This window comes from Sphingobacterium arenae, assembly GCF_014692505.1.
Classification (GTDB): Bacteria; Bacteroidota; Bacteroidia; order Sphingobacteriales; family Sphingobacteriaceae; genus Sphingobacterium; species Sphingobacterium arenae.
Map to the genome: position 1 here is coordinate 268805 of NZ_JACNYK010000006.1, position 19613 is coordinate 288417.

13 protein-coding genes are annotated in these 19613 nt (G+C 41.0%); 10 read left to right on the forward strand and 3 right to left on the reverse strand.

Annotated elements, in window-relative coordinates:
* Positions 1–16: 16 nt before the first annotated feature.
* On the forward strand, positions 17–1537 hold the full coding sequence (gltX, locus tag H8B17_RS18010) for a glutamate--tRNA ligase (RefSeq protein WP_190310622.1): 1521 nt from the start codon (positions 17–19) through the stop codon (positions 1535–1537).
* Between the two features lie 73 nt (positions 1538–1610).
* Here gltX and H8B17_RS18015 read toward each other — a convergent pair whose 3' ends face one another.
* From H8B17_RS18015 to H8B17_RS18025, 3 genes are all read right to left on the reverse strand, one after another.
* A complete protein-coding gene (locus H8B17_RS18015) occupies positions 1611–2624 on the reverse strand; it encodes a Kelch repeat-containing protein (RefSeq protein ID WP_190310623.1) in 1014 nt (337 codons plus the stop codon).
* Between the two features lie 3 nt (positions 2625–2627).
* On the reverse strand, positions 2628–4001 hold the full coding sequence (locus H8B17_RS18020) for a DUF4270 family protein (protein ID WP_190310624.1): 1374 nt from the start codon (positions 3999–4001) through the stop codon (positions 2628–2630).
* Positions 4002–4138: 137 nt separating this feature from the next.
* A complete protein-coding gene (locus H8B17_RS18025) occupies positions 4139–6904 on the reverse strand; it encodes an outer membrane beta-barrel protein (protein ID WP_190310625.1) in 2766 nt (921 codons plus the stop codon).
* A gap of 125 nt (positions 6905–7029) precedes the next feature.
* Between H8B17_RS18025 and H8B17_RS18030 the strand changes: the two genes are divergently transcribed.
* The 9 genes from H8B17_RS18030 (at position 7030) to H8B17_RS18070 (ending at position 19126) form a co-directional block, all read left to right on the forward strand.
* Positions 7030–7572, forward strand: coding sequence for a TetR/AcrR family transcriptional regulator (locus H8B17_RS18030; RefSeq protein ID WP_190310626.1), 543 nt, complete (start codon positions 7030–7032; stop codon positions 7570–7572).
* 139 nt (positions 7573–7711) lie between these two features.
* A complete protein-coding gene (locus H8B17_RS18035; RefSeq protein ID WP_223816658.1) occupies positions 7712–9370 on the forward strand; it encodes a glycoside hydrolase family 3 protein in 1659 nt (552 codons plus the stop codon).
* A gap of 105 nt (positions 9371–9475) precedes the next feature.
* Positions 9476–10954 carry a redoxin domain-containing protein gene (locus H8B17_RS18040; RefSeq protein ID WP_190310628.1) on the forward strand — a complete coding sequence of 493 codons (1479 nt, stop codon included), beginning with the start codon at positions 9476–9478 and terminating at the stop codon, positions 10952–10954.
* Positions 10955–11087: 133 nt separating this feature from the next.
* A complete protein-coding gene (locus tag H8B17_RS18045) occupies positions 11088–12518 on the forward strand; it encodes an L-serine ammonia-lyase (RefSeq protein WP_190310629.1) in 1431 nt (476 codons plus the stop codon).
* Between the two features lie 30 nt (positions 12519–12548).
* The gene (locus H8B17_RS18050) at positions 12549–13349 is read left to right on the forward strand and encodes an MBL fold metallo-hydrolase (protein WP_190310630.1); all 801 of its coding nucleotides are present in this window, start codon (positions 12549–12551) and stop codon (positions 13347–13349) included.
* Positions 13350–14131: 782 nt separating this feature from the next.
* Positions 14132–15850, forward strand: a complete 1719-nt coding sequence (locus tag H8B17_RS18055) for a polysaccharide biosynthesis protein (RefSeq protein ID WP_223816659.1) — start codon at positions 14132–14134, stop codon at positions 15848–15850.
* Between the two features lie 388 nt (positions 15851–16238).
* Complete coding sequence (locus tag H8B17_RS18060; RefSeq protein ID WP_190310632.1) at positions 16239–17054, forward strand: ZIP family metal transporter; 816 nt, start codon at positions 16239–16241, stop codon at positions 17052–17054.
* A 22-nt stretch (positions 17055–17076) separates the two neighbouring features.
* Positions 17077–17661, forward strand: coding sequence for a uracil-DNA glycosylase family protein (locus H8B17_RS18065; protein WP_190310633.1), 585 nt, complete (start codon positions 17077–17079; stop codon positions 17659–17661).
* A gap of 229 nt (positions 17662–17890) precedes the next feature.
* The gene (locus H8B17_RS18070) at positions 17891–19126 is read left to right on the forward strand and encodes an MFS transporter (RefSeq protein ID WP_190310634.1); all 1236 of its coding nucleotides are present in this window, start codon (positions 17891–17893) and stop codon (positions 19124–19126) included.
* The last annotated feature ends 487 nt before the right edge of the window (positions 19127–19613 follow it).

Consider the following 19613-nt stretch of genomic DNA (forward strand, 5'->3'; position numbering starts at 1 on the left):
GTGTAATTTTGTTCCTATGAGTTCGCAACGAAAAGTAAGAGTGCGTTTTGCACCAAGCCCTACAGGCGGTTTACACCTCGGTGGTGTACGCACAGCATTGTTCAATTATCTGTACGCTCGGCATTACGGAGGTGATTTTATTTTGAGAATTGAAGATACTGACCAAACTCGATTTGTATCCGGAGCAGAAGATTATATAAACGAATGCCTCGCATGGTGTGGGCTCACACCGGATGAAAGCCCCAACAAGCCAGGCAAATTTGGTCCTTACCGACAAAGTGAAAGAAAAGATTCCTACAGGGAGTACGCGGAGCAGTTGGTGAATGGCGGATTTGCCTATTACGCGTTTGATACCGCGGAAGAACTCGATGCGCGGCGCAAAGAAGAACCTAATTTTCGATATTCGCACGAAAATCGTTTACAGCTGCGTAATTCATTGAGTCTATCTAAAGAACAAACAGCAAAGTTGTTATCTGAAGGACATCCGTACACCATCCGTATTAAAATGCCTGTAGAAGAAACTGTTTCTTTTGAGGACATGATTCGAGGAAGAGTAGCTTTTGAAACGAGTCTGGTAGATGATAAAGTTTTGTTAAAAGCAGATGGTATGCCAACTTATCACTTAGCGGTAGTGGTTGATGACAAAGCAATGGAGATTTCGCATGTTTTTCGGGGAGAAGAATGGCTTCCTTCGGCGCCAGTCCATGTATTGCTATGGGAATACCTAGGTTGGAAGGACAAAATGCCGTACTGGGCGCATCTGCCACTGATATTGAAACCAGATGGAAATGGCAAGCTGAGCAAACGAGATGGCGATCGACTGGGCTTCCCGGTATATGCCATGAACTGGACTGATCAGAAATCGGACGAGACTACGAAAGGGTTTCGTGAAATGGGATTTTTACCCGAGGCATTTATTAATATGCTAGCTGTGTTGGGTTGGAATGACGGAACCGAGCAAGAGATTTTTAGTAAAGAAGAGCTTGTTTCGAAGTTCTCCGTAGATCGAATTGGTAAAGCGGGAGCAAAATTTGATTTTGAGAAAGCGAAGTGGTTTAATCATGAATGGATTAAGAAAACAAGTAATACGGCTATCCTACCGAAGGTAGAAGAAGTTTTAAACCGACATGGTATAGCTTCTCATCGGACAGAATATGTATTGAAAGTGTTGGCCTTGGTTAAGGAACGCATGACTTTTGTTGAAGATTTCTGGGAACAGGCGTCCTTTTTCTTTATTATGCCTGAGCGCTATGATGTGGACGCGGTAAAGCCTAAATGGAACGAAAATAAGACTGCTTTCTTTCAGGATATAGCTCGGGAATTTGTGACCCTTCCTATATGGAAAGCAGATTCCTTGGAACCATTTTTTAAAGATAGGATTGTCGAGGCGGGTATGAAGATCGGCGAATTGATGATGCCTTTCCGGATTATGTTAGTCGGAGGAAAATTTGGACCGGAGGTATTCCAGATCGCGGAAATATTAGGGAGAGACGAGGTGGTTAAGCGTATGGAAAGGAGCTTGCCACATTTTTTATGATAACCAAATCAAAATGATTGTATAATAAAAAAGGGTGCAATCAGCACCCTTTTTTATTATTGTATAATTGCTCCTAACGAACAGGTGTAAATTCATACATATTATCGAAAACAATAGAGCCATTTACTCCGGTAACAACATAACCTTTGCCGTCCAAAGAGAAGCCTACCCCTTTTTCACGGGGATCGGTGGAAAGTGCTTGGTGTTTGTCTGTCCACGAGTCCGAAGAAGGGTCGTATTTCCATACTGTACTGGTAACCGTGTTGGCATTTCTTCCACTTACTACATATGCATAGTTACCGATAACAAACGTGGCCGCATTATATTTGCGTGCGTCGTATGTATAGTTATCGTCTGAACGGTTTAAGCTATTCAACGTGCTCCAGTTGGTTCCGTCGAAAGAGTAAAAGCCACTTGGTAGGTTAGAACTCGTGTTATATCCCCCGCCGATATAAGCCTTATCACCAATTACAAAAGCAAAAGCTCCAGTCAGCTTATCTTTGAAAGGAAGATTATCTACAGCAGTCCATTCATCTTGACCGGGGTTGTACCGATATAAATCGCCCAAGCGTCCTCCACCAGCATTCGTGCCAAGCCCTACGTATGCATAGTTGCCCAATGTGAATGCTACGGCACCAGAACGGGCAACGCCAGGAAAGTCTGCAATTTCTGTCCAGCTGTCGGTAGTGGGGTTATATTTAAAGAAGTCTTTAAAAAGCTCGTTGTTAAGGTTTCTTCCCGTTCCAATATAACCGTTCCCCCCAACAGCAAAACCTACTGCTTCGTGACGTGCTGATCCTGTGAAGTCGGCAATGCCGCTCCATCCTTTGCCATTGAATACAGCTCCATCCAAAGCAATCCCTATCGTTGGATTGACATACCCTCCAACTACATAAGCGCCTTTTCCATCTATCGTGAATGAAGTTGCCCCACTACGTGGATCCTGTGTAAATACTGTTGATTTTGTCCATTCTGTAGGACCATCGTCCGTACTTGAATCATTGTCATCATCTTTGCTACAGGAATTAAATGATGTCAGGGCAATAGTGCAGGCAAAGAATAACAATAGCCAATTTTTCTTATTCATAAATTATCTAAATTTTGTGTATAATATATTCAATTTTATTTTGGGTGTGGAATTTTCCAATGCGATAGAAGCCGTGTTGAAACTAGTGAACAAGTTAGAACTCGTAGTGCTTAAATAGAAGGAGGTGTTGTCATACACACTAGACGATTTAAGTTGCTGTAAGAACAACATCAGATTGAATGTATAGGTGCCATTTTGTCCTGCCTCTCGCCCCGTTACAAAAGGAGCCTGTTGAATTTGTCCTTGTTGTGCGTAAGGGTTTTGCAAGAACGAAGTAGGGACACCGTCTTTATCAGCTATAAAAAGCATTAAATTGCTTGGTATAGGGTGCATAGTATTCGATTTTGAAGAAGTTTCAATAACTAATTCTGCCTTATTGATGGCAATATTTTCACTTTGTAAGAACTCTTTTAACGAGGGAAAAGCAATTTTCGCTACAACACCACTGCCTGCCTGGACGAAAGTTAGTCCCCCCGTAGCGGACGTTCGAAGCTCGTTGGTTGCAGACAACTCTTCAAAAGCAGTTCCTGTTCTGTCCGTGATGATATTGTTGTATTGAAACGCGGGTTCCATAATGTTAAGGGTTTTGAAACCTGTACGTTTGTGCCCGTCCGGAGAAGGATAGTTATAGTTTATCCTAACTTCCAAGGTGTCGTTGAAAGCAACTACAGCTGTATTCTCTTCATCTGGAACAAGTACTAATCCTTTAAAATATTCTTTAAAATTTTCGTAGGATGTCATTTGTATATCGCCTGCTTTTATACGGGTAAAGAAATCTTGTCCGATAGCGTCGGCTAAGCGAATGCTGAGGCTATCTATAGCGTGCATGTGTGGGCGAAAAGAAGAGGTTCCGATAGGAACGCTATTATAATCAAAGGTTTGATCAGCAAAAATAGTGGCTCCTGTAACATAGATAGGAAGCGCTTGATTTGGAAAAAGGGGAGTTGGTGTTTTTATTGTTAGTGCTTTTTCTATCTGGTGTACAGCAATTTTCTGTGTTTTTGTCGTATCTCCAAAGGAGTAGGGGGTGGCAGTTGGTTTTAAAACTAAAGTTATGGAATCAAATTGTGCAGTCTCCGGAATGTCGTTTGTCGTTGAAGAAAGCCCAATTCTAAAATAAGAAGTAGATTTTATCGTTCCACTTTGGGGATCCATAGCTTTTCCGACCAAAAGAGTACCCGAACCTGCAGTGGGTATGTTTGTAAGCTGAACAGTGGAAGTATTGACAGTGAAAGAATCTACTAAGGTAACCCCCACGTTGCTCGTCGCGGAATTGTCTAACATGACGCTCATGTCTTTGTCGCAAGCAACGAAAACGATTAATGCGAGAAAAGAAATAGCAAAAAAGTTAATACTTCTTCTTATAAATGGATTCATATTTGTTATTTGACCAGCAAAAGTAATGAAATAGGACTGTTAATCAGTGTTATATTTTGTTAAAAACGAGCCATTTTTACTTATGCGGTGCAAAGCTACTAATATTATTGGTGTATGAAGAACGTTCTTAGAAGTAATTACAGGTTTTCGTTATTTCCATTGCTACTATCAAAACTTCGCAGATTGTAATTTAATGACAACATAAAATAACGCGTCAAGGTGTTGGATGTAACGTCGGTAATCGCAATGTCCGTGACCCTTCTAGCAATATTTTGTGCTCGATTAAAAATGTCGAAAGCTTTTAATGATAGTTCTGCATTTTTCTGTTTTAAAAACTTGGTGCCCAACGAAGCATTCCAGAGTATCGTATTTGTTCCGGGAGATTCTAACAAACCGCTGTTATAGATATACAACAGATTGGAATGTACGATCAGTGATCCCAGAAATTCGTATGTTAATGTGTGGTTGGCAATGTGGGTGTAAACCTTGTAAGCAGCTACACGAGACACAGGATTCTCACTTAAAGTGAGGGTGGTTCGGTAATTTAATCCCGAAACAAATTTTTTGTTAATATTGGTGTTTAAACCGACGCGCTGTTGTATACCATAATTGTATCCCTGAACAAATTCTTCATTGAGCACTGCGAAGTTACTATTGTAAAAAGTAGTGTTGTTTAGATTGATGTTGAGTTTCCATTTTTTGATGGGAATGCCAAAGCTGTTGGTCCAACGTACGCTGTATGCCCCGTCGACGTTGATGGGTCTGGTATATTGGCCACCGGCTCCTAGACGTATATCGTCAAATAGCGTGAGGGCTGTGTCGGTCGTCAGAACAGAATTGACGATTTTGTCGTTTGTATAGTTAAAATTCATACTGGAATTAAAGCTTTGCCCGGTAGATCGTTTTACATCCTTATATTGAATTTTCACCTGATGGTTATATTCTTGATGAAGATCAGGATTACCATTGCGGATGTTTAGTTCGTTCTGATTGTTAATGAAGTCCTGTAACTGGTTGACCGTCGGTGTATTGGTGGAGGTATTGTAGTTTATTTCCAAACGTTTTTCTTGGTTTATATTATAGGTGGCCGATAATTCCGGATGAAAACTGCCGAACGATGCTCGTGTAACGAGGTGGATGGGTATAGTGCGATCGTTATGACGTACGCCGTGCTGATAGCTTAATCCAATTTGAAAGCGTAATGAATCTTTTTTGTTGTAGGAGAATGATAAACCTCCTTTATGATAGTTGTAATCGTTTCTAAATTCATTAGACAGACGATCGTTAAGCTCACCCAGTTGGCCTGTCTCCGTTAGCCATTCAAATGTTTCCCGATCGGAATAGTTTAATGTGTTTCTGTAATTATAGCTAAGCTGTAACCGGCTCTGTCGAGAAATATTTTCCGTAAACGACAGCCGATTGTTGAAGCCAGAGCCATACCCATTAGTGATACTTTGATTGTTGTTGGTGTCTATACGATTTAATAAAGCATCCTTATAATATTCTGTAAGTGCAAGGTTTTTGCCTAGGGCGTCGTTGGTGCTTTTATTTCCGGAAGCACTTAAAGAAATTGTGCGCCCCGGTTTTTTGAAACGATACATATAGGTGAGTCGTCCTCCAATATTGAAATTAGTACCGTTATTGTCGTTCTGTCTTGCGGATTTGTTAAGTAAAGCATCCTGATTTAGAAAGGTAGAAAAATGATTGCTTCCCGTGCGGCCAATAGAGCGATAGGATAGATTTGGTGCGAAATCAACACGTTGATTACTGCTGATGTTCCAACGTACACGCGCGTTTGCTTTATGTTCTGTTTGTCGGTTAAGGCTATACTGTTCCTGCGCGCGGGATTGGTTGGCGCGGTTTCCCAAAATATATTCAATATCGGATAGCGAGATGACACTTGTTTTGGAAGAACGGAAATTATAATCGCCACTAACGTCCATGGTGTTGTTAAAAAAATCATTATTATAATTAATGGCCCCCGCATACGTATCCGATAATCCGCGGTCTGTGTTGTTGTTTCCCTGTCGTGATCCGCCCCGCCCTTGCTCCGCAAAGTTCGTTTCGTTGACATTATTTGCCATAAGATTTATAGCGATTTTTTTATCGCCATCAAAACGATTGACGGAGGTATTTAATGCGAATTTATTTTCGTCTCCATAGCCTGAAGATGCCTTTCCAAAGGTGCCTCGTTTCTTGTTTGGTTTTGTCACGATATTGATCACTTTTTGTCGTTCTCCATCATCAAAACCAGAAAACCTGGCTTGTTCAGATTTTTCGTCTATGAGCTGAATCTTATCTATAATTTCAGCAGGTAACGTCTTAAGAGCTATCCGGGGGTCCGTGCTAAAGAACTCCTTCCCATCTACGATAATCTTGGTAACCTCCTCTCCGTGCGCTTTCACGTTCCCCTCCTCATCCATTTCTACACCTGGTATCTGCACAACCAATTCATCTGCATCAGCATATTCTCGGGTACTGAACCTTTTAGCATCGAATTCGGTGGTGTCTCCACGAAGGGAAACTGCAGGTATTCCAGTGATCTCAATTTCTTCCAAAGCGATCTCTCCAGATTCTAATGAAATATCGATGTGTATATTTTTATTTATTAGGGTAACGGATGATTTAAAAGATTGATAACTGATATTAGTAGCCAGCACACTATACATGCCTTTAGGCATGTTTTTAAACGAAAACATACCTAATCGATTTGTTGAAGTAGACCGTAATAGAGAGTCTTTTGTATTTAGAAGGTTTATCGTTACACCAGTAAGTGGAATATTCGAGACTTTATCTTCGACCTTACCGTTTATCGTGTATTGAGCTATGGAAGCAATGCTGGTTGCTGATAAAATTAAAGTCAGGCTAATAAGACGAATACATATGAAGTGGCGAAAATCCATTATAGGTTTATGTTAATTGTTAAAGATAAAAAAGGTGCAGCAGACTTTTGGATTGTTTCAAAAATTTTGCAAAGAGCAGTCCTTCTGAAAAATAGTATCTTTGTTAAAAAATAGTATAATATTAAATGAAAGAGACGACATTGAGCCGTAAAGAGAAGATAATGAAAGTAGCTCTTTCTTTATTTGCGACGAAAGGCTATGTGGATACGTCGACAAAAGAGATTGCTATAGGAGCAGGGGTGTCGGAAGCACTTATTTTTAAGCATTTTGGTAATAAAGATTCCTTGTTGACACATATTATTAAATCGGGGTATAGAAGGGTGCTTTCACATCATCGGGGAATGATGACATATAAAAACCCGAAAGAGTTTTTGAAAAATATGATTTTTCTTCCAAATAAATTGGTAGCTGATGAATCCCTCTTTTGGAAATTGCAAGAACGATTGTCGCATAATAGTTTTTCCAAGCAACAACATGAACAATTTATGAAGCCGGTGCAGCCCGTTTTGGTTAAGGCTTTTTCTGAATTAGGATATGAAAACCCCGAATTGGAAACGCAATGCTTGTTGCTTATTATTGATATGCTATGGAAAAAAGAAGCCAATGGGGATATCGATAATGGGGTGGAACTCGCCCAGCTACTAAAAAAGAAATATAATTTGGTGTAGAGCGATTTTATGCGTTTTTTTTCTGAAACACGTAACAATTTGGAAAAAGTATTTTTTTTTCCGTAATTCGGTTCTTGATAATTCGTATTTTATGTTTAAAAAGCTCTCTTCTTTTCTCTTTCTTTGCGTTTTTTTGACAATGAGTGTATGGGGGCAAGAAAAATCCAATTTTGTCCAGTTTATTAATGACCAACACCATTGGGTAGATTCCGTTTTTCAGAATCTCACGCCTAAAGAGCGTATTGCACAACTTTTTTTAGTTCGTGCCCATACCAATCTAGGACAACGATATATAGATTCGGTTGCGCAAGTCATCAAACAAGAACAATTGGGAGGTTTGGTGGTGTTTCAAGGTGGGCCAGTACGGCACGCTCAAATGCTTAATCAATACCAAAAGTTAGTAAAAATTCCGTTGTTGGTGACCTTTGACGGTGAATGGGGGCTCGGTATGCGGCTTCCTGACTCTACCGTTTCCTTTCCTTATCAAATGACCTTAGGCGCTATACAAAACGAAATGCTTATTTATGAAATGGGGCGACAGGTAGCGCGAGATTTCCAACGTATTGGTATGCATTTTAATTTTGCTCCGGTAGTTGATATCAATAATAATCCAAAAAATCCAGTTATCAACTTTCGTTCGTTTGGTGATAATAAATACAATGTGGTGCGGAAGGCTAAGGCATATATGGACGGCATGGTCGACGGAAGAATTATCGCTTCCCTCAAACACTTCCCCGGACACGGTGACACGGATGTAGATTCTCACCACGACCTCCCCCAACTGAAATTTTCTAAAGAACATCTGGACAGTCTGGAAATTTTCCCTTTTCGTGAACTAATTCAACAAGGCGCACCGGCAATAATGGTTGCCCATATGAATATTCCAGTACTGGATGCGACACCCAATATCCCCTCATCGATTTCTCGTAAGGTGGTGACAGATCTTTTGCGAAAAGAGTTAGGCTTTAAGGGCTTAACAGTGACTGATGCGATGGATATGAAAGGGGTGAAGAAGTTTTTTCCTAATGGAGAGGCTGACGTAATGGCGATTGAAGCGGGGCATGATTTGCTGGAAATATCCGAAAATAGCGCTCGGGCCATCAGCTTAGTCGAAAAAGCGGTGAAGAGTGGACGTGTCAAACAGACAGAACTAGACCAGCGTGTAAAACGTGTACTCGCTGCAAAGTATTGGTTGGGTTTAAATCAATATCGGCCGGTTAATACAGTGAATCTGGTGAATGATTTAAATACACCTGCATCAAAATCATTGGTGCAGCGTTTGGCTGATGCTGCAGTTACTGTCTTGAAATCCGATAGGCGTATACGGTCATTTGATAAAAGGGACGAAACAGCTGTCGTATCCATCGGTATAAATCAACCGCAAGATTTTGAAAAAGGCTTGGCGGTGCAGTTAAATAATAAAAAAGAGTTTGTGATTACCGGAAAGGAAACGACGGATGAGATGAAAGAGCTGTTGAAGGAAGTTCGTCGGAGTCCGCAGATTGTTTTGGCAATACATGACAACCGTACACGACCAGGAAGCGAGATTAAGGTAAATGAGCAGGTACGAGAATTCATTGATCGGTTGGCGGGCAGAAGAACCATTACGGTGATGTTTACGAATCCGTATGTGATGGATAGTTTGCCTGTTGAACGAAGTAATAGCATCATTATGGCCTATCAAAATGATCCATTTATGCAGAAAGCAGCGCTGAAGGTTCTTTTGGGACAAGTCCAGGCAGAAGGTAAATTATCGGTAACCGTCAATAAACGGTTTGCGTATGGTGATGGGATATAAGGTGTTGTAGTAGTCATATTACCAGTGAAACATCATGTAAAGGTTTAAAATAGTTCCCCGCATTTAGAAAAATAATAGCAACTTATAAACTAAATATAAAATAAGATGAAAAGAATAATAGCAGTCGCCCTATTGGGCGTGGCTTTATACTTCCCATCTGCGCAAGCGCAGATGGCCAAGCAAAAAGGAGTGACGTTAGAGGCACTCACCAAGCACGTCAGGGTACTAAGTCAGAAAGATGACGAGGTATCGAAAGTAGAATTGAAACAAGAAGCGGAGGCAATGGCGAAAAGCAAGGATGAACGCTTTGTTAGCCTGGCTGTCCGTGCATATGAGGCGGCGGGCGACACCGAAAAGGCTGAGGAAGTCAACGAAAGTATATTGAAACGCTTCCCGAAAGGAATGGCTGCCCGTAGTCATGCAGCGGATGCTATTTTTAGAAATGAGGGAGCAAATGCCGAAGAGCTCGAGAGGGAGTACGAAAAGTGGATCAAACAGTATCCTCCGAAAGCATTTGACGAAGATAACCCAACCATCTATGGCTTTGCAGCTTATTATGTAGGTCTTCGTTATGCGAAAGAGGACAATCTGGAGAAAATGAATGAATACTTGGCAATGATTGAAATGCCCTCTATTCGTATCCATATGATTTCTGATGTGGCTCAAGAGCTCTTAAAGAACAAACAACATCGTCCGGCTCTTCCGTTATTAGAGAAAGGGTATGCCCAAACACAGGCGGCGGTAAAAGCCGAGGACACTGATATGGATACAAAACGGGTAGCGCAGTATGATGGACGTATTGCACAACAGTATGGTGTTGCATTGCTAGCAGATGGACAAATGGATGGGGCTGTTGAGGTTTTGCAGAAAGTGCATGCTTCTCGACCATCTCCCGAAACATCGTTGGCGCTGGCAGAAGGATTAACTAAACAAGGTCAGGAACTGGATGCGTTTCTGCTGTTGCAAGAATATACGGTGAAAAACGGTAAACGAGCTGATTTTTCAGATTTGATGTCTTCACTTTATGCTAAACTGAATGGTAATAAAGGTGATTTTGAGAACTACCTGACGTCGATAGAAAAGCAAGCGAAAGAGGCCTTAGTGGCAAAGTATGAGGCGGAGATGATTAAAAAAGAAGCTCCTGCTTTTTCATTACTAAACCGGAAGGGAGAAACCGTCAGCCTAGCAGATATGAAAGGTAAAGTTGTTGTATTGGATTTTTGGGCAACTTGGTGTGGACCCTGTAAAATATCATTCCCAGGTATGCAAGCGGCAGTCAATAAATACAAAGACGATCCCGAAGTAGAGTTTTTATTCATTGACACCTGGCAATCGGAGAAAAACTATAAGGAACTGGTGGACAAATTCATAAAAGAAAACAACTATACGTTCCACGTATTGTTTGATGAGATGAAAGATCGTGCAAAAGCCACCGTAACCGCTTATGGCGTAAAAGGTATTCCAACAAAAGTAGTGATTGATAAAGAAGGATTTATCCGTTTTCAAAGTTCAGGAGGTAGTGACGATGTAGAAAAAATCGTGAACGAAATGGAAACCAAAATTGACCTGGTGAAAAAAGGATAAGCTGAAAATGCGAAAGTAATAAGCAAAGCCTTCAAACCTTAAAATATCCTAAATAAATTGTTTTAATTTTTAAGATGATTCATTTAGGATATTGCTTTTTAAACGATAGCTTTGTGAAGCTTAGATTTTGGCAATGGTTAAGGAACAAATCTCTATTTTTGATATGTTTAAAATCGGTATCGGACCATCGAGTTCGCATACCCTTGGTCCTTGGCGTGCTGCACAGCGCTTTGTGTCTATTTTAAAAGATAGGAAACTCCTGCAAAAGGTTGACGGTATCCAAATTTTATTATACGGTTCTTTAGCAAAAACGGGCGTGGGGCATGGCACCGATATTGCCGTGTTATTAGGGCTTAGCGGAGACGATCCGGTCACATTTGATGTGGATCGGGTCATGCCAAAAGTGCATGAAATAAAAATGTCAGGAAAGCTAAACCTCGGTACGGAACGCGTTATCGACTTTGCCTATGCAACAGACTTATTGTTTGTCTATGCAGAAAGCCTACCTTTTCATCCCAACGCCTTGACTTTTCAAGCTTTTTTGAACGATGGCACTGCAGTGTCTGAGACCTATTATTCTATTGGAGGAGGGTTTGTCGCGCAAGAAGAGGATACGGTTGGTGTGCTACAGGAAGTTGATTTGGCTTTTCCTGTGGACACGGCACAGGAGTTGATGATGTGGTGCATGCGGACAGGATTGAAAATTTCGGAGTTAGTGTTAGAAAATGAGCTCGCTTGGCGACCTGAAGAAGAGACTATAAAAGGTGTCATGCAAATTTTTTATACCATCAGGGATTGTATATACAAGGGGTGTCATACGACAGGGGTGCTTCCTGGCGGACTGCACGTAGAGCGACGTGCTTCGAAGATGAATAGACGCTTATTGAAGAGGGAGGGAGAGTATAAAGATTATGAATCATGGATGGCTGCTATCCGTGAAGGAGGGAGGGATTTCGATTATATTCTGGATTGGGTTAGTTGTTTTGCGCTTGCAGTCAATGAGGAAAATGCTTCTTTCGGAAGGGTGGTTACTGCACCCACCAATGGCGCATCTGGTGTTATTCCTGCGGTTCTCCAGTATTATATTACCTTTCACAATGGTTATAAAGAAGAGAAAATTATCCAATTTCTCGCCACAGCATCCGAAATAGGTTCCATCTTTAAGAAAGGCGCAACTATTTCTGCGGCGATGGGTGGCTGTCAAGCGGAAATTGGTGTGTCCTCTGCCATGGCTGCAAGCGCGCTAACCGAATGTTTTGGGGGGTCTCAGCGCCAAGTACTGATGGCCGCGGAAATTGCGATGGAACATCATTTGGGATTGACCTGTGATCCGATCGGTGGCTTAGTGCAGATACCTTGCATAGAAAGAAATACAATGGGTGCCGTCAAGGCAATCACTGCTGCTCAATTGGCATTAAGCTCGAATCCAGATAAAGCGAAGGTAAGCCTTGATGCCGTGGTCAGCACCATGTGGGAGACTGCGCAAGATATGAATGTGAAATATAAAGAAACTGCAGATGGTGGATTGGCTATTAAAGTGCCTTTGAGTTTACCGGAATGTTAGGTTGAGGGCCATATGAAAAAAACTAAATAGATGAAATATTGTGCTTTAGCTTCTGGGAGTAATGGTAATTGCTATTACGTAGCCAATGAAGAAGATGCTATCTTAATTGATGTAGGGATCAATGCGAAGCACGTCGAACTGCGCATGGCTAACGTAGGTGTCGATCCTGCAGCAATTAAAGCAATATTCATAACGCATGAACACACCGACCATATCCGTGGATTAGCCGTTTTTTGTAAGCGTTATCAAATTCCGGTTTATATGACTGCCGGTTCATATCGCGGGTCTCGACTGCAACTGCCACAAAATTTAACACACATCATTCGTCGCGATGAATATGTGGAAATTGGTAGCCTAAAGATTTGTGGTGTTCCTAAGTATCATGACGCACAAGAGCCTTGTAGTTTTTTGGTTTCAAATGGAAAGATCAATATCGCTGTGCTGACTGATATCGGGCGTATCTGTGATAATGTGAAACAAGTAATTCGGCAAGCGGATATTCTTTTACTGGAAGCAAACTATGATGAAGAGCTATTGGATACGGGAAGCTATCCTTTCTTTTTGAAGAATAGAATACGAAACGGTTGGGGACACCTTTCTAACCGCATGGCATTGGAAACTGTTCTAGAATATCGAACATCCCGTCTTCGGCATTTAATATTGGGACATCTTTCTGGACAAAACAACAAGGTGGAATTAGTGCGTCAAATGTTTGCTCCTCATTGTCAACAAATGAAATTGTCTATTGCTACACGTTATGAAGAAACGAAACTGTTCGGTGGCGAAATTTTATCGGTATCGTATCAGGCTGCTCTTGTTTTTCCAGAATGATAAGTCTGCGGTCAGATTGGTTTAAACATAAAAAAGGTTTTCAAACGGGGAGAATGAAAACCTTTAGCTAACCAATTATAAACCTAAATTATGATAGCACAAATTTAGAGGTATTTTTTATTTTTTCCAAATTTTAGGGCTTTATCACATATTTTTTACAAAATTTGGAGATCGCATGCATTATCTGCTGATTCGGCATACTTCTTGAATATAGAAGTCAGCTGCTCTAGGAAGATAATTTTTAGAACTTATCAGTGGATTAACGTTAACGATGGAAAAACATGAATAAATTGAAGGATAGATATGATCGTGTGCCGTTTGCAGCGCGTACATTTTGGTTGTTAGTATTATTTATGCTTATTTTAATAGTCGAACTTTTGACCTTGCACAGATTCAGTTAATCTACGGCGGATACTATAAAACGGGTAAGTTTTAGGACGGGAGTGTAGTGAAAATACTACGATTGATGCTGTTATTTTATCAGTTAAATAATGGTCCCGTTTTAGGGAATACTGTGTGAAGAAAGCCATGCCAATAACAAATTTATTTTCATAAAATAATAAAACTAGACTATCCAAAGGATGGATTTGAATGTATTGAGGAAGAAGTTGCGAAAGGATAACCCGCGTTGGGTTATTTTGTTGATTGACATAATAATAGTGTTCGGATGCTATGTCACATTCAACTTTATTTTAAATAGTTTTTTAGGGGAGTTCGACATAGAATTGATGTTTAAGCAAAGCTTAATAATCTTGACGATTTACCTGATGTCTTTTCTTTTCATGAAAACTTATCGTGAAATTGTACGGCATACAGGGCTTAGTGAAGCTATACGTATTTTCAAGACGGTTTGGCTGGCCTGTATGGTACTTTTTCTCATTACGTTCTTGGTCCGATCTACCGCTTTGAAAGATTCGACATGGGGAGAATATCTTCGTTTATCCTATGCTGTGATCTTTTCGCATGGTTTTTTTACTATGGTGATGTTGGTTGCGGCCAGAGTAGTTTATCGACAGGTTTACGAGCTTCTCTTTTTTACGAAAAGAAAAAGTAGACATGTGTTGATATTTGGTGCGTCGAGACCTGGTTTAGTGGCTTATGCCATGCTGCAAGATGATATTCGATCAAAAAATAAAGTTATCGCATTTGTCGAAGATAAACCAAATAGAGTAGGGAAAAACTCACGGGGGGTACGGATTTTACATATTACCGACATCGATCACAATTTTGTGAGGAAAAACGATATTGACGAAGTGATCATTGCGGTGGAAAATGATGATCCAGAGCGACTTTCGCGTGTAACAGACCATTTTCATAACTTGAATATTGATCTTAAAATTATGCAACCCGGTCGATCTCTGTTGAGCGGGGGAGGTAAGCGACAAATTCGCCAGCTACGAATTGAAGATCTTTTGGGAAGAAAGCCAATTAAATTGGATAATCCCGTTGTAGAAAAGGAATTAAAAGGTCGAACTATCTTGATAACTGGTGCTGCGGGTTCTATTGGGAGTGAGCTTGCACGACAGATTGCTATTCTTTCTTATAAAAGAGTTGTATTCGTGGACCAGGCCGAGTCAGCTCTGTACGATGTGCAGCAGACGATCCATACGTCCAATCCCGAAGAAGCGTACTATATTGTAGGAGATGTACGGGATAAGATCTTTATGCGACGTATATTTGAGATTCATCGTCCCGACGTTGTTTTCCATGCGGCCGCATATAAGCATGTTCCATTAATGGAAGCGAATCCTTATGAAGCGATTTGGACGAATGTATACGGCAGTCGTATTATGGCAGATTTGTCGATGGAATATAATGTGTATAAGTTTGTGATGATCTCTACGGATAAAGCTGTTAACCCTACAAATGTCATGGGGGCATCTAAACGAGCTGCGGAAATGTATGTGAACTCCTGCAATGAACAGAGTGAGACCAATTTTATTATTACTCGGTTTGGAAATGTGTTGGGATCCAACGGTTCTGTTATTCCTCTTTTTGAGAAGCAACTAACGAAAGGTGGACCATTAACACTGACACACCCAGAGATTACACGTTTCTTTATGACTATTCCGGAAGCATGTCAGCTTGTCTTGGAAGCCGGAACTATGGGGAAAGGAGGAGAGATATTTGTTTTTGATATGGGGAAATCGGTCAAAATTATTGATTTGGCTAAGCGTATGATCAAGTTGAAAGGTTATCGATATCCACAAGATATCGATATTAAGATAGTCGGATTGCGTCCCGGAGAAAAAATATATGAGGAACTTTTAGCAAATAATGAGAATACACTGAAAACACATCATCCCAAAATTATGATAGCGAAAGTGTGTACGGAAGATTTGTTGATGAAAAGGAGACAAATAGATGTTTTATGCGGGCTTGTCGAACACAGTGAAATATCATGTGCAGAACGTGCTGATTTGGAAATTGTTCGTCAACTAAAAGCCATCGTTCCCGAATTTATATCCCAAAATTCCATTTTTGACCAATTAGATAAATAACGGTTTCATATAAGTGGTAATAGAGTTCTTAAATAATAGGGCACTATCAAGTATGTTTTTTATCCTTCCAAGGAAAGAAATGGCTTCCTAAGGGGTGTTAATCGTTAAAAGATGTTAAATGAAACGGATGAAAAAAATAAAGCCTGGGGTTGTGCGTTTTAGTAATAACAATAGAGTAATTTTTTTCATAATTTAGGTTAATTAATAATTGGTTAGTAGAGAAATCCTGGAGTTCCCCGCTCCAGGATTTTTTTTGAGGGTAACCGTTATACCGGTCGTTCCGAAGCGAGACGTTTCAGGATTATTTTGTAACTGTCGGTACATGTCGGTTCACGAAAGTTTAGTTTTTGTATTAACTTTGTGCATGATATACCCCAAAGCATAATTAATGGATTACGTTATTAACTACCTTTCGGAAATAAATCCTGTATTAGCAGCCTTATATGCATCGACATTCACTTGGTTGGTGACGGCCTTAGGTGCGGCATTTGTCTTTTTCTTCAAGACTATGAACCGTAATTTTCTCGATTCTATGTTAGGCTTCACAGGAGGGGTGATGGTGGCCGCCAGTATATGGAGTTTATTAATTCCAGCAATAAATATGAGTGAAGGAGAAGGGTTCATTCAGGTGTTCCCCGCTGTTATGGGCTTTTTAATGGGGGCCGGATTCCTCTTTGCACTTGACAAGTTGTTGCCGCATTTCCATGTTAATTTTAGGCAAGTGGAGGGCGTGAAGTCCCCATGGCAAAAGACGACGTTACTGGTGCTAGCCATTACACTACATAATATTCCGGAGGGACTTGCTGTCGGTGTGCTATTTGGAGCTGTCGCGGCAGGTGTTCCGGAGGCCAGCATTGGTGGTGCTGTGGCTCTGGCTGTCGGAATAGGGCTGCAGAATTTCCCTGAAGGTATTGCTGTAGCGATGCCGTTGCGTCGTATGGGGATTTCACGTCGGAAGAGTTTTTATTATGGACAGCTTTCCGCCGTTGTGGAGCCGATAGCTGCTGTGTTGGGCGCATTTGCGGTAGCATTTTTTACCCCATTATTGCCGTATGCTTTGGCGTTTGCTGCTGGGGCGATGATGTTTGTTGTGGTAGAGGAGGTAATTCCTGAAGCACAACAAAATAAGGACTCTGATTGGGCAACTTTGGGATTTATCGGAGGATTTATTTTAATGATGTCATTGGATGTGGTATTGGGCTAGATAAGAGAAAGAGGGGATAGATATGAAGGAGGAAACGGAGGCATTATATAAGGAGATAAAACGTTGTAGGCTGTGTGAGTCAAAATTGCCAGCGGGAGTTAATCCTGTGGTAACAATGGACGATTGTTCAAAAATTTTGATTGTAGGACAAGCTCCCGGTGCAAAAGTACACTTGTCGGGTATCCCTTGGGATGATCAAAGCGGCAGAGAGCTTAGGGATTGGCTAGGTGTTACCGAAGACGTATTCTATGATTCCAAAAAATTTGCTATTATTCCTATGGGGTTTTGTTACCCTGGAAAAGGTAAAAATGGTGATTTACCTCCCTGTGTAGAATGCGCTCCTTTGTGGCATGAACGTGTGCTAGCGCAATTGCAAAATATTGAATTAACATTATTAATCGGTCAATATGCACAATCCTATTACCTTCGGGGGCGAAAACATAAAACTTTGACGGATACTGTGAAAAATTATCAAAGCTATTTACCGACGTATTTTCCGTTACCGCATCCGTCACCGAGGAATTTTATTTGGTTGTCAAAAAATCAGTGGTTTAAAAAAGAGGTTGTGCCTCGGTTACAAGAGGTAGTAGGTCGGGTGTTATATTAAGATAGGAAAAAAGAAACCCCGAAGTCGGGCGACTTCAGGGTTTCCAAACCAATTATTAACCTAAATTATGAATTAAGACTCTTGCAAATTCTGTGCCAAAACTATTTCGAGTGAGGGACCAGATATGAAAAGAGAATTGTGACCAAAAAAATAGACGAGTGTCCTTGATTTTTCGTAAATCGCATACAATTTTAAGTGAATATAGAATCTCATAAGTGAGGAAGTGAATATGAAAGCAACAGCCAGGCCGTCGAAGCATCCAGCGGTGAGGAAAACGGTATATAGTATTTTGTTCGCAATAAGTTTTGGACACTTTATCAATGACTTATTGCAAGCGGTTATACCCTCCATATATCCTATGTTAAAAGAAAATTTTAAATTAAATTTCACACAAATTGGTTTGATTACGTTAGTCTTTCAATTATCCGCTTCCATATTGCAGCCATTTGTGGGGCGCTATACAGATATAAAGCCGAATCCAAAATCGCTTGCTATTGGTATGGGGTTTACATTGGTCGGGCTGGTGTCGCTGTCTGTGGCGTCAAGCTTCTTGTTCGTTCTTCTTTCTGTTTGCTTAGTTGGGATTGGTTCATCCGTGTTTCATCCGGAAGCTTCTCGTGTTGCTCAACTTGCGTCGGGAGGTAAAAAAGGGCTTGCACAATCCATTTTTCAGGTGGGGGGGAATGCTGGTAGCGCTATTGGGCCATTGATGGCAGCGCTAATTATTATACCGCATGGACAGGCAAATATCCGATGGTTTTGCTTAATCGCCCTTGTCGGGATTTTGCTGCTGTCTGTTGTGGGAAAATGGTATAGGGGAAATATAGAGGCGCGGGTGAGTCGGGAGGTTTTACCGGACGTAGGAAAAGGAAGTCAGGTTGTGCCTGCCGATGTTTTAAGCCGATCAAAGGTGATAGGCTCGATCGTTATTTTGCTTGTGCTGATTTTTTCTAAATACATTTATATGGCATCTATGACTAGTTATTTTACTTTTTATCTAATCGATAAATTTGGTCTAAGTGTCCAAGAGTCACAATTTTATTTATTTGCATTTCTCGCGGCAGTAGCTGTAGGAACAATACTAGGTGGGTCATTAGGTGACCGATATGGTCGCAAGTTGATTATATGGATTTCTATTTTAGGTGCCGCTCCTTTTACGCTCTTATTGCCTCATGTGGGGCTGACGCTCACGGTTGTATTGGCGGTTATTATCGGCGTCATAATCTCGTCGGCATTCTCAGCCATTTTGGTGTACGCCACCGATTTAGTGCCCGGTAAAGTAGGTATGATTGCAGGTCTTTTTTTTGGTTTTGCTTTTGGGATTGCCGGGTTGGGCTCGGCTTTCTTGGGGTGGCTGGCGGATCAAACGAGTATTGAATATGTGTTTCGGATTTGTGCTTATCTTCCCTTAATTGGTGTCGTGACGTGGTTTCTGCCCGATATTAGAGGAGATAAACGGAGTTGATATGTGAAATTATTCTCCAACCTTTCAGCGCTTTAGGATATTTTTGGTGTAAAAGGTTGCTATGGGCCTTGGAGTATAAGGTTAAAGTTTCTACCTTTGCACCACTCCGCGAGGGGGTATGGTACGGGGGATACCGGTAGATAGGTTCCGGTCCGATAAAAAAGAAAGTTTTATTTTGTTTTGTTGGAAATTTCCCTTACCTTTGCAGTCCCTTCGGGAACGAGGGGTTTTAAAAAAAGATAATCCGGCCGTTTATTCGGTCCAGATATAGAGGCCAAAGCGCGAAGCGGAGGTATAGAAGTTCTTTAAATAGATGATCATGTAGCGCAGCAGATACCCTTTATAGGGGAATGCTGTAACAGAAGTTACAATTATTCCGGTCCGGGCCGTACAGTACAAGAATACTGACGATCCGGTCTATACAGACCGGGGTCAAAATTACATTTTACAATGGAGAGTTTGATCCTGGCTCAGGATGAACGCTAGC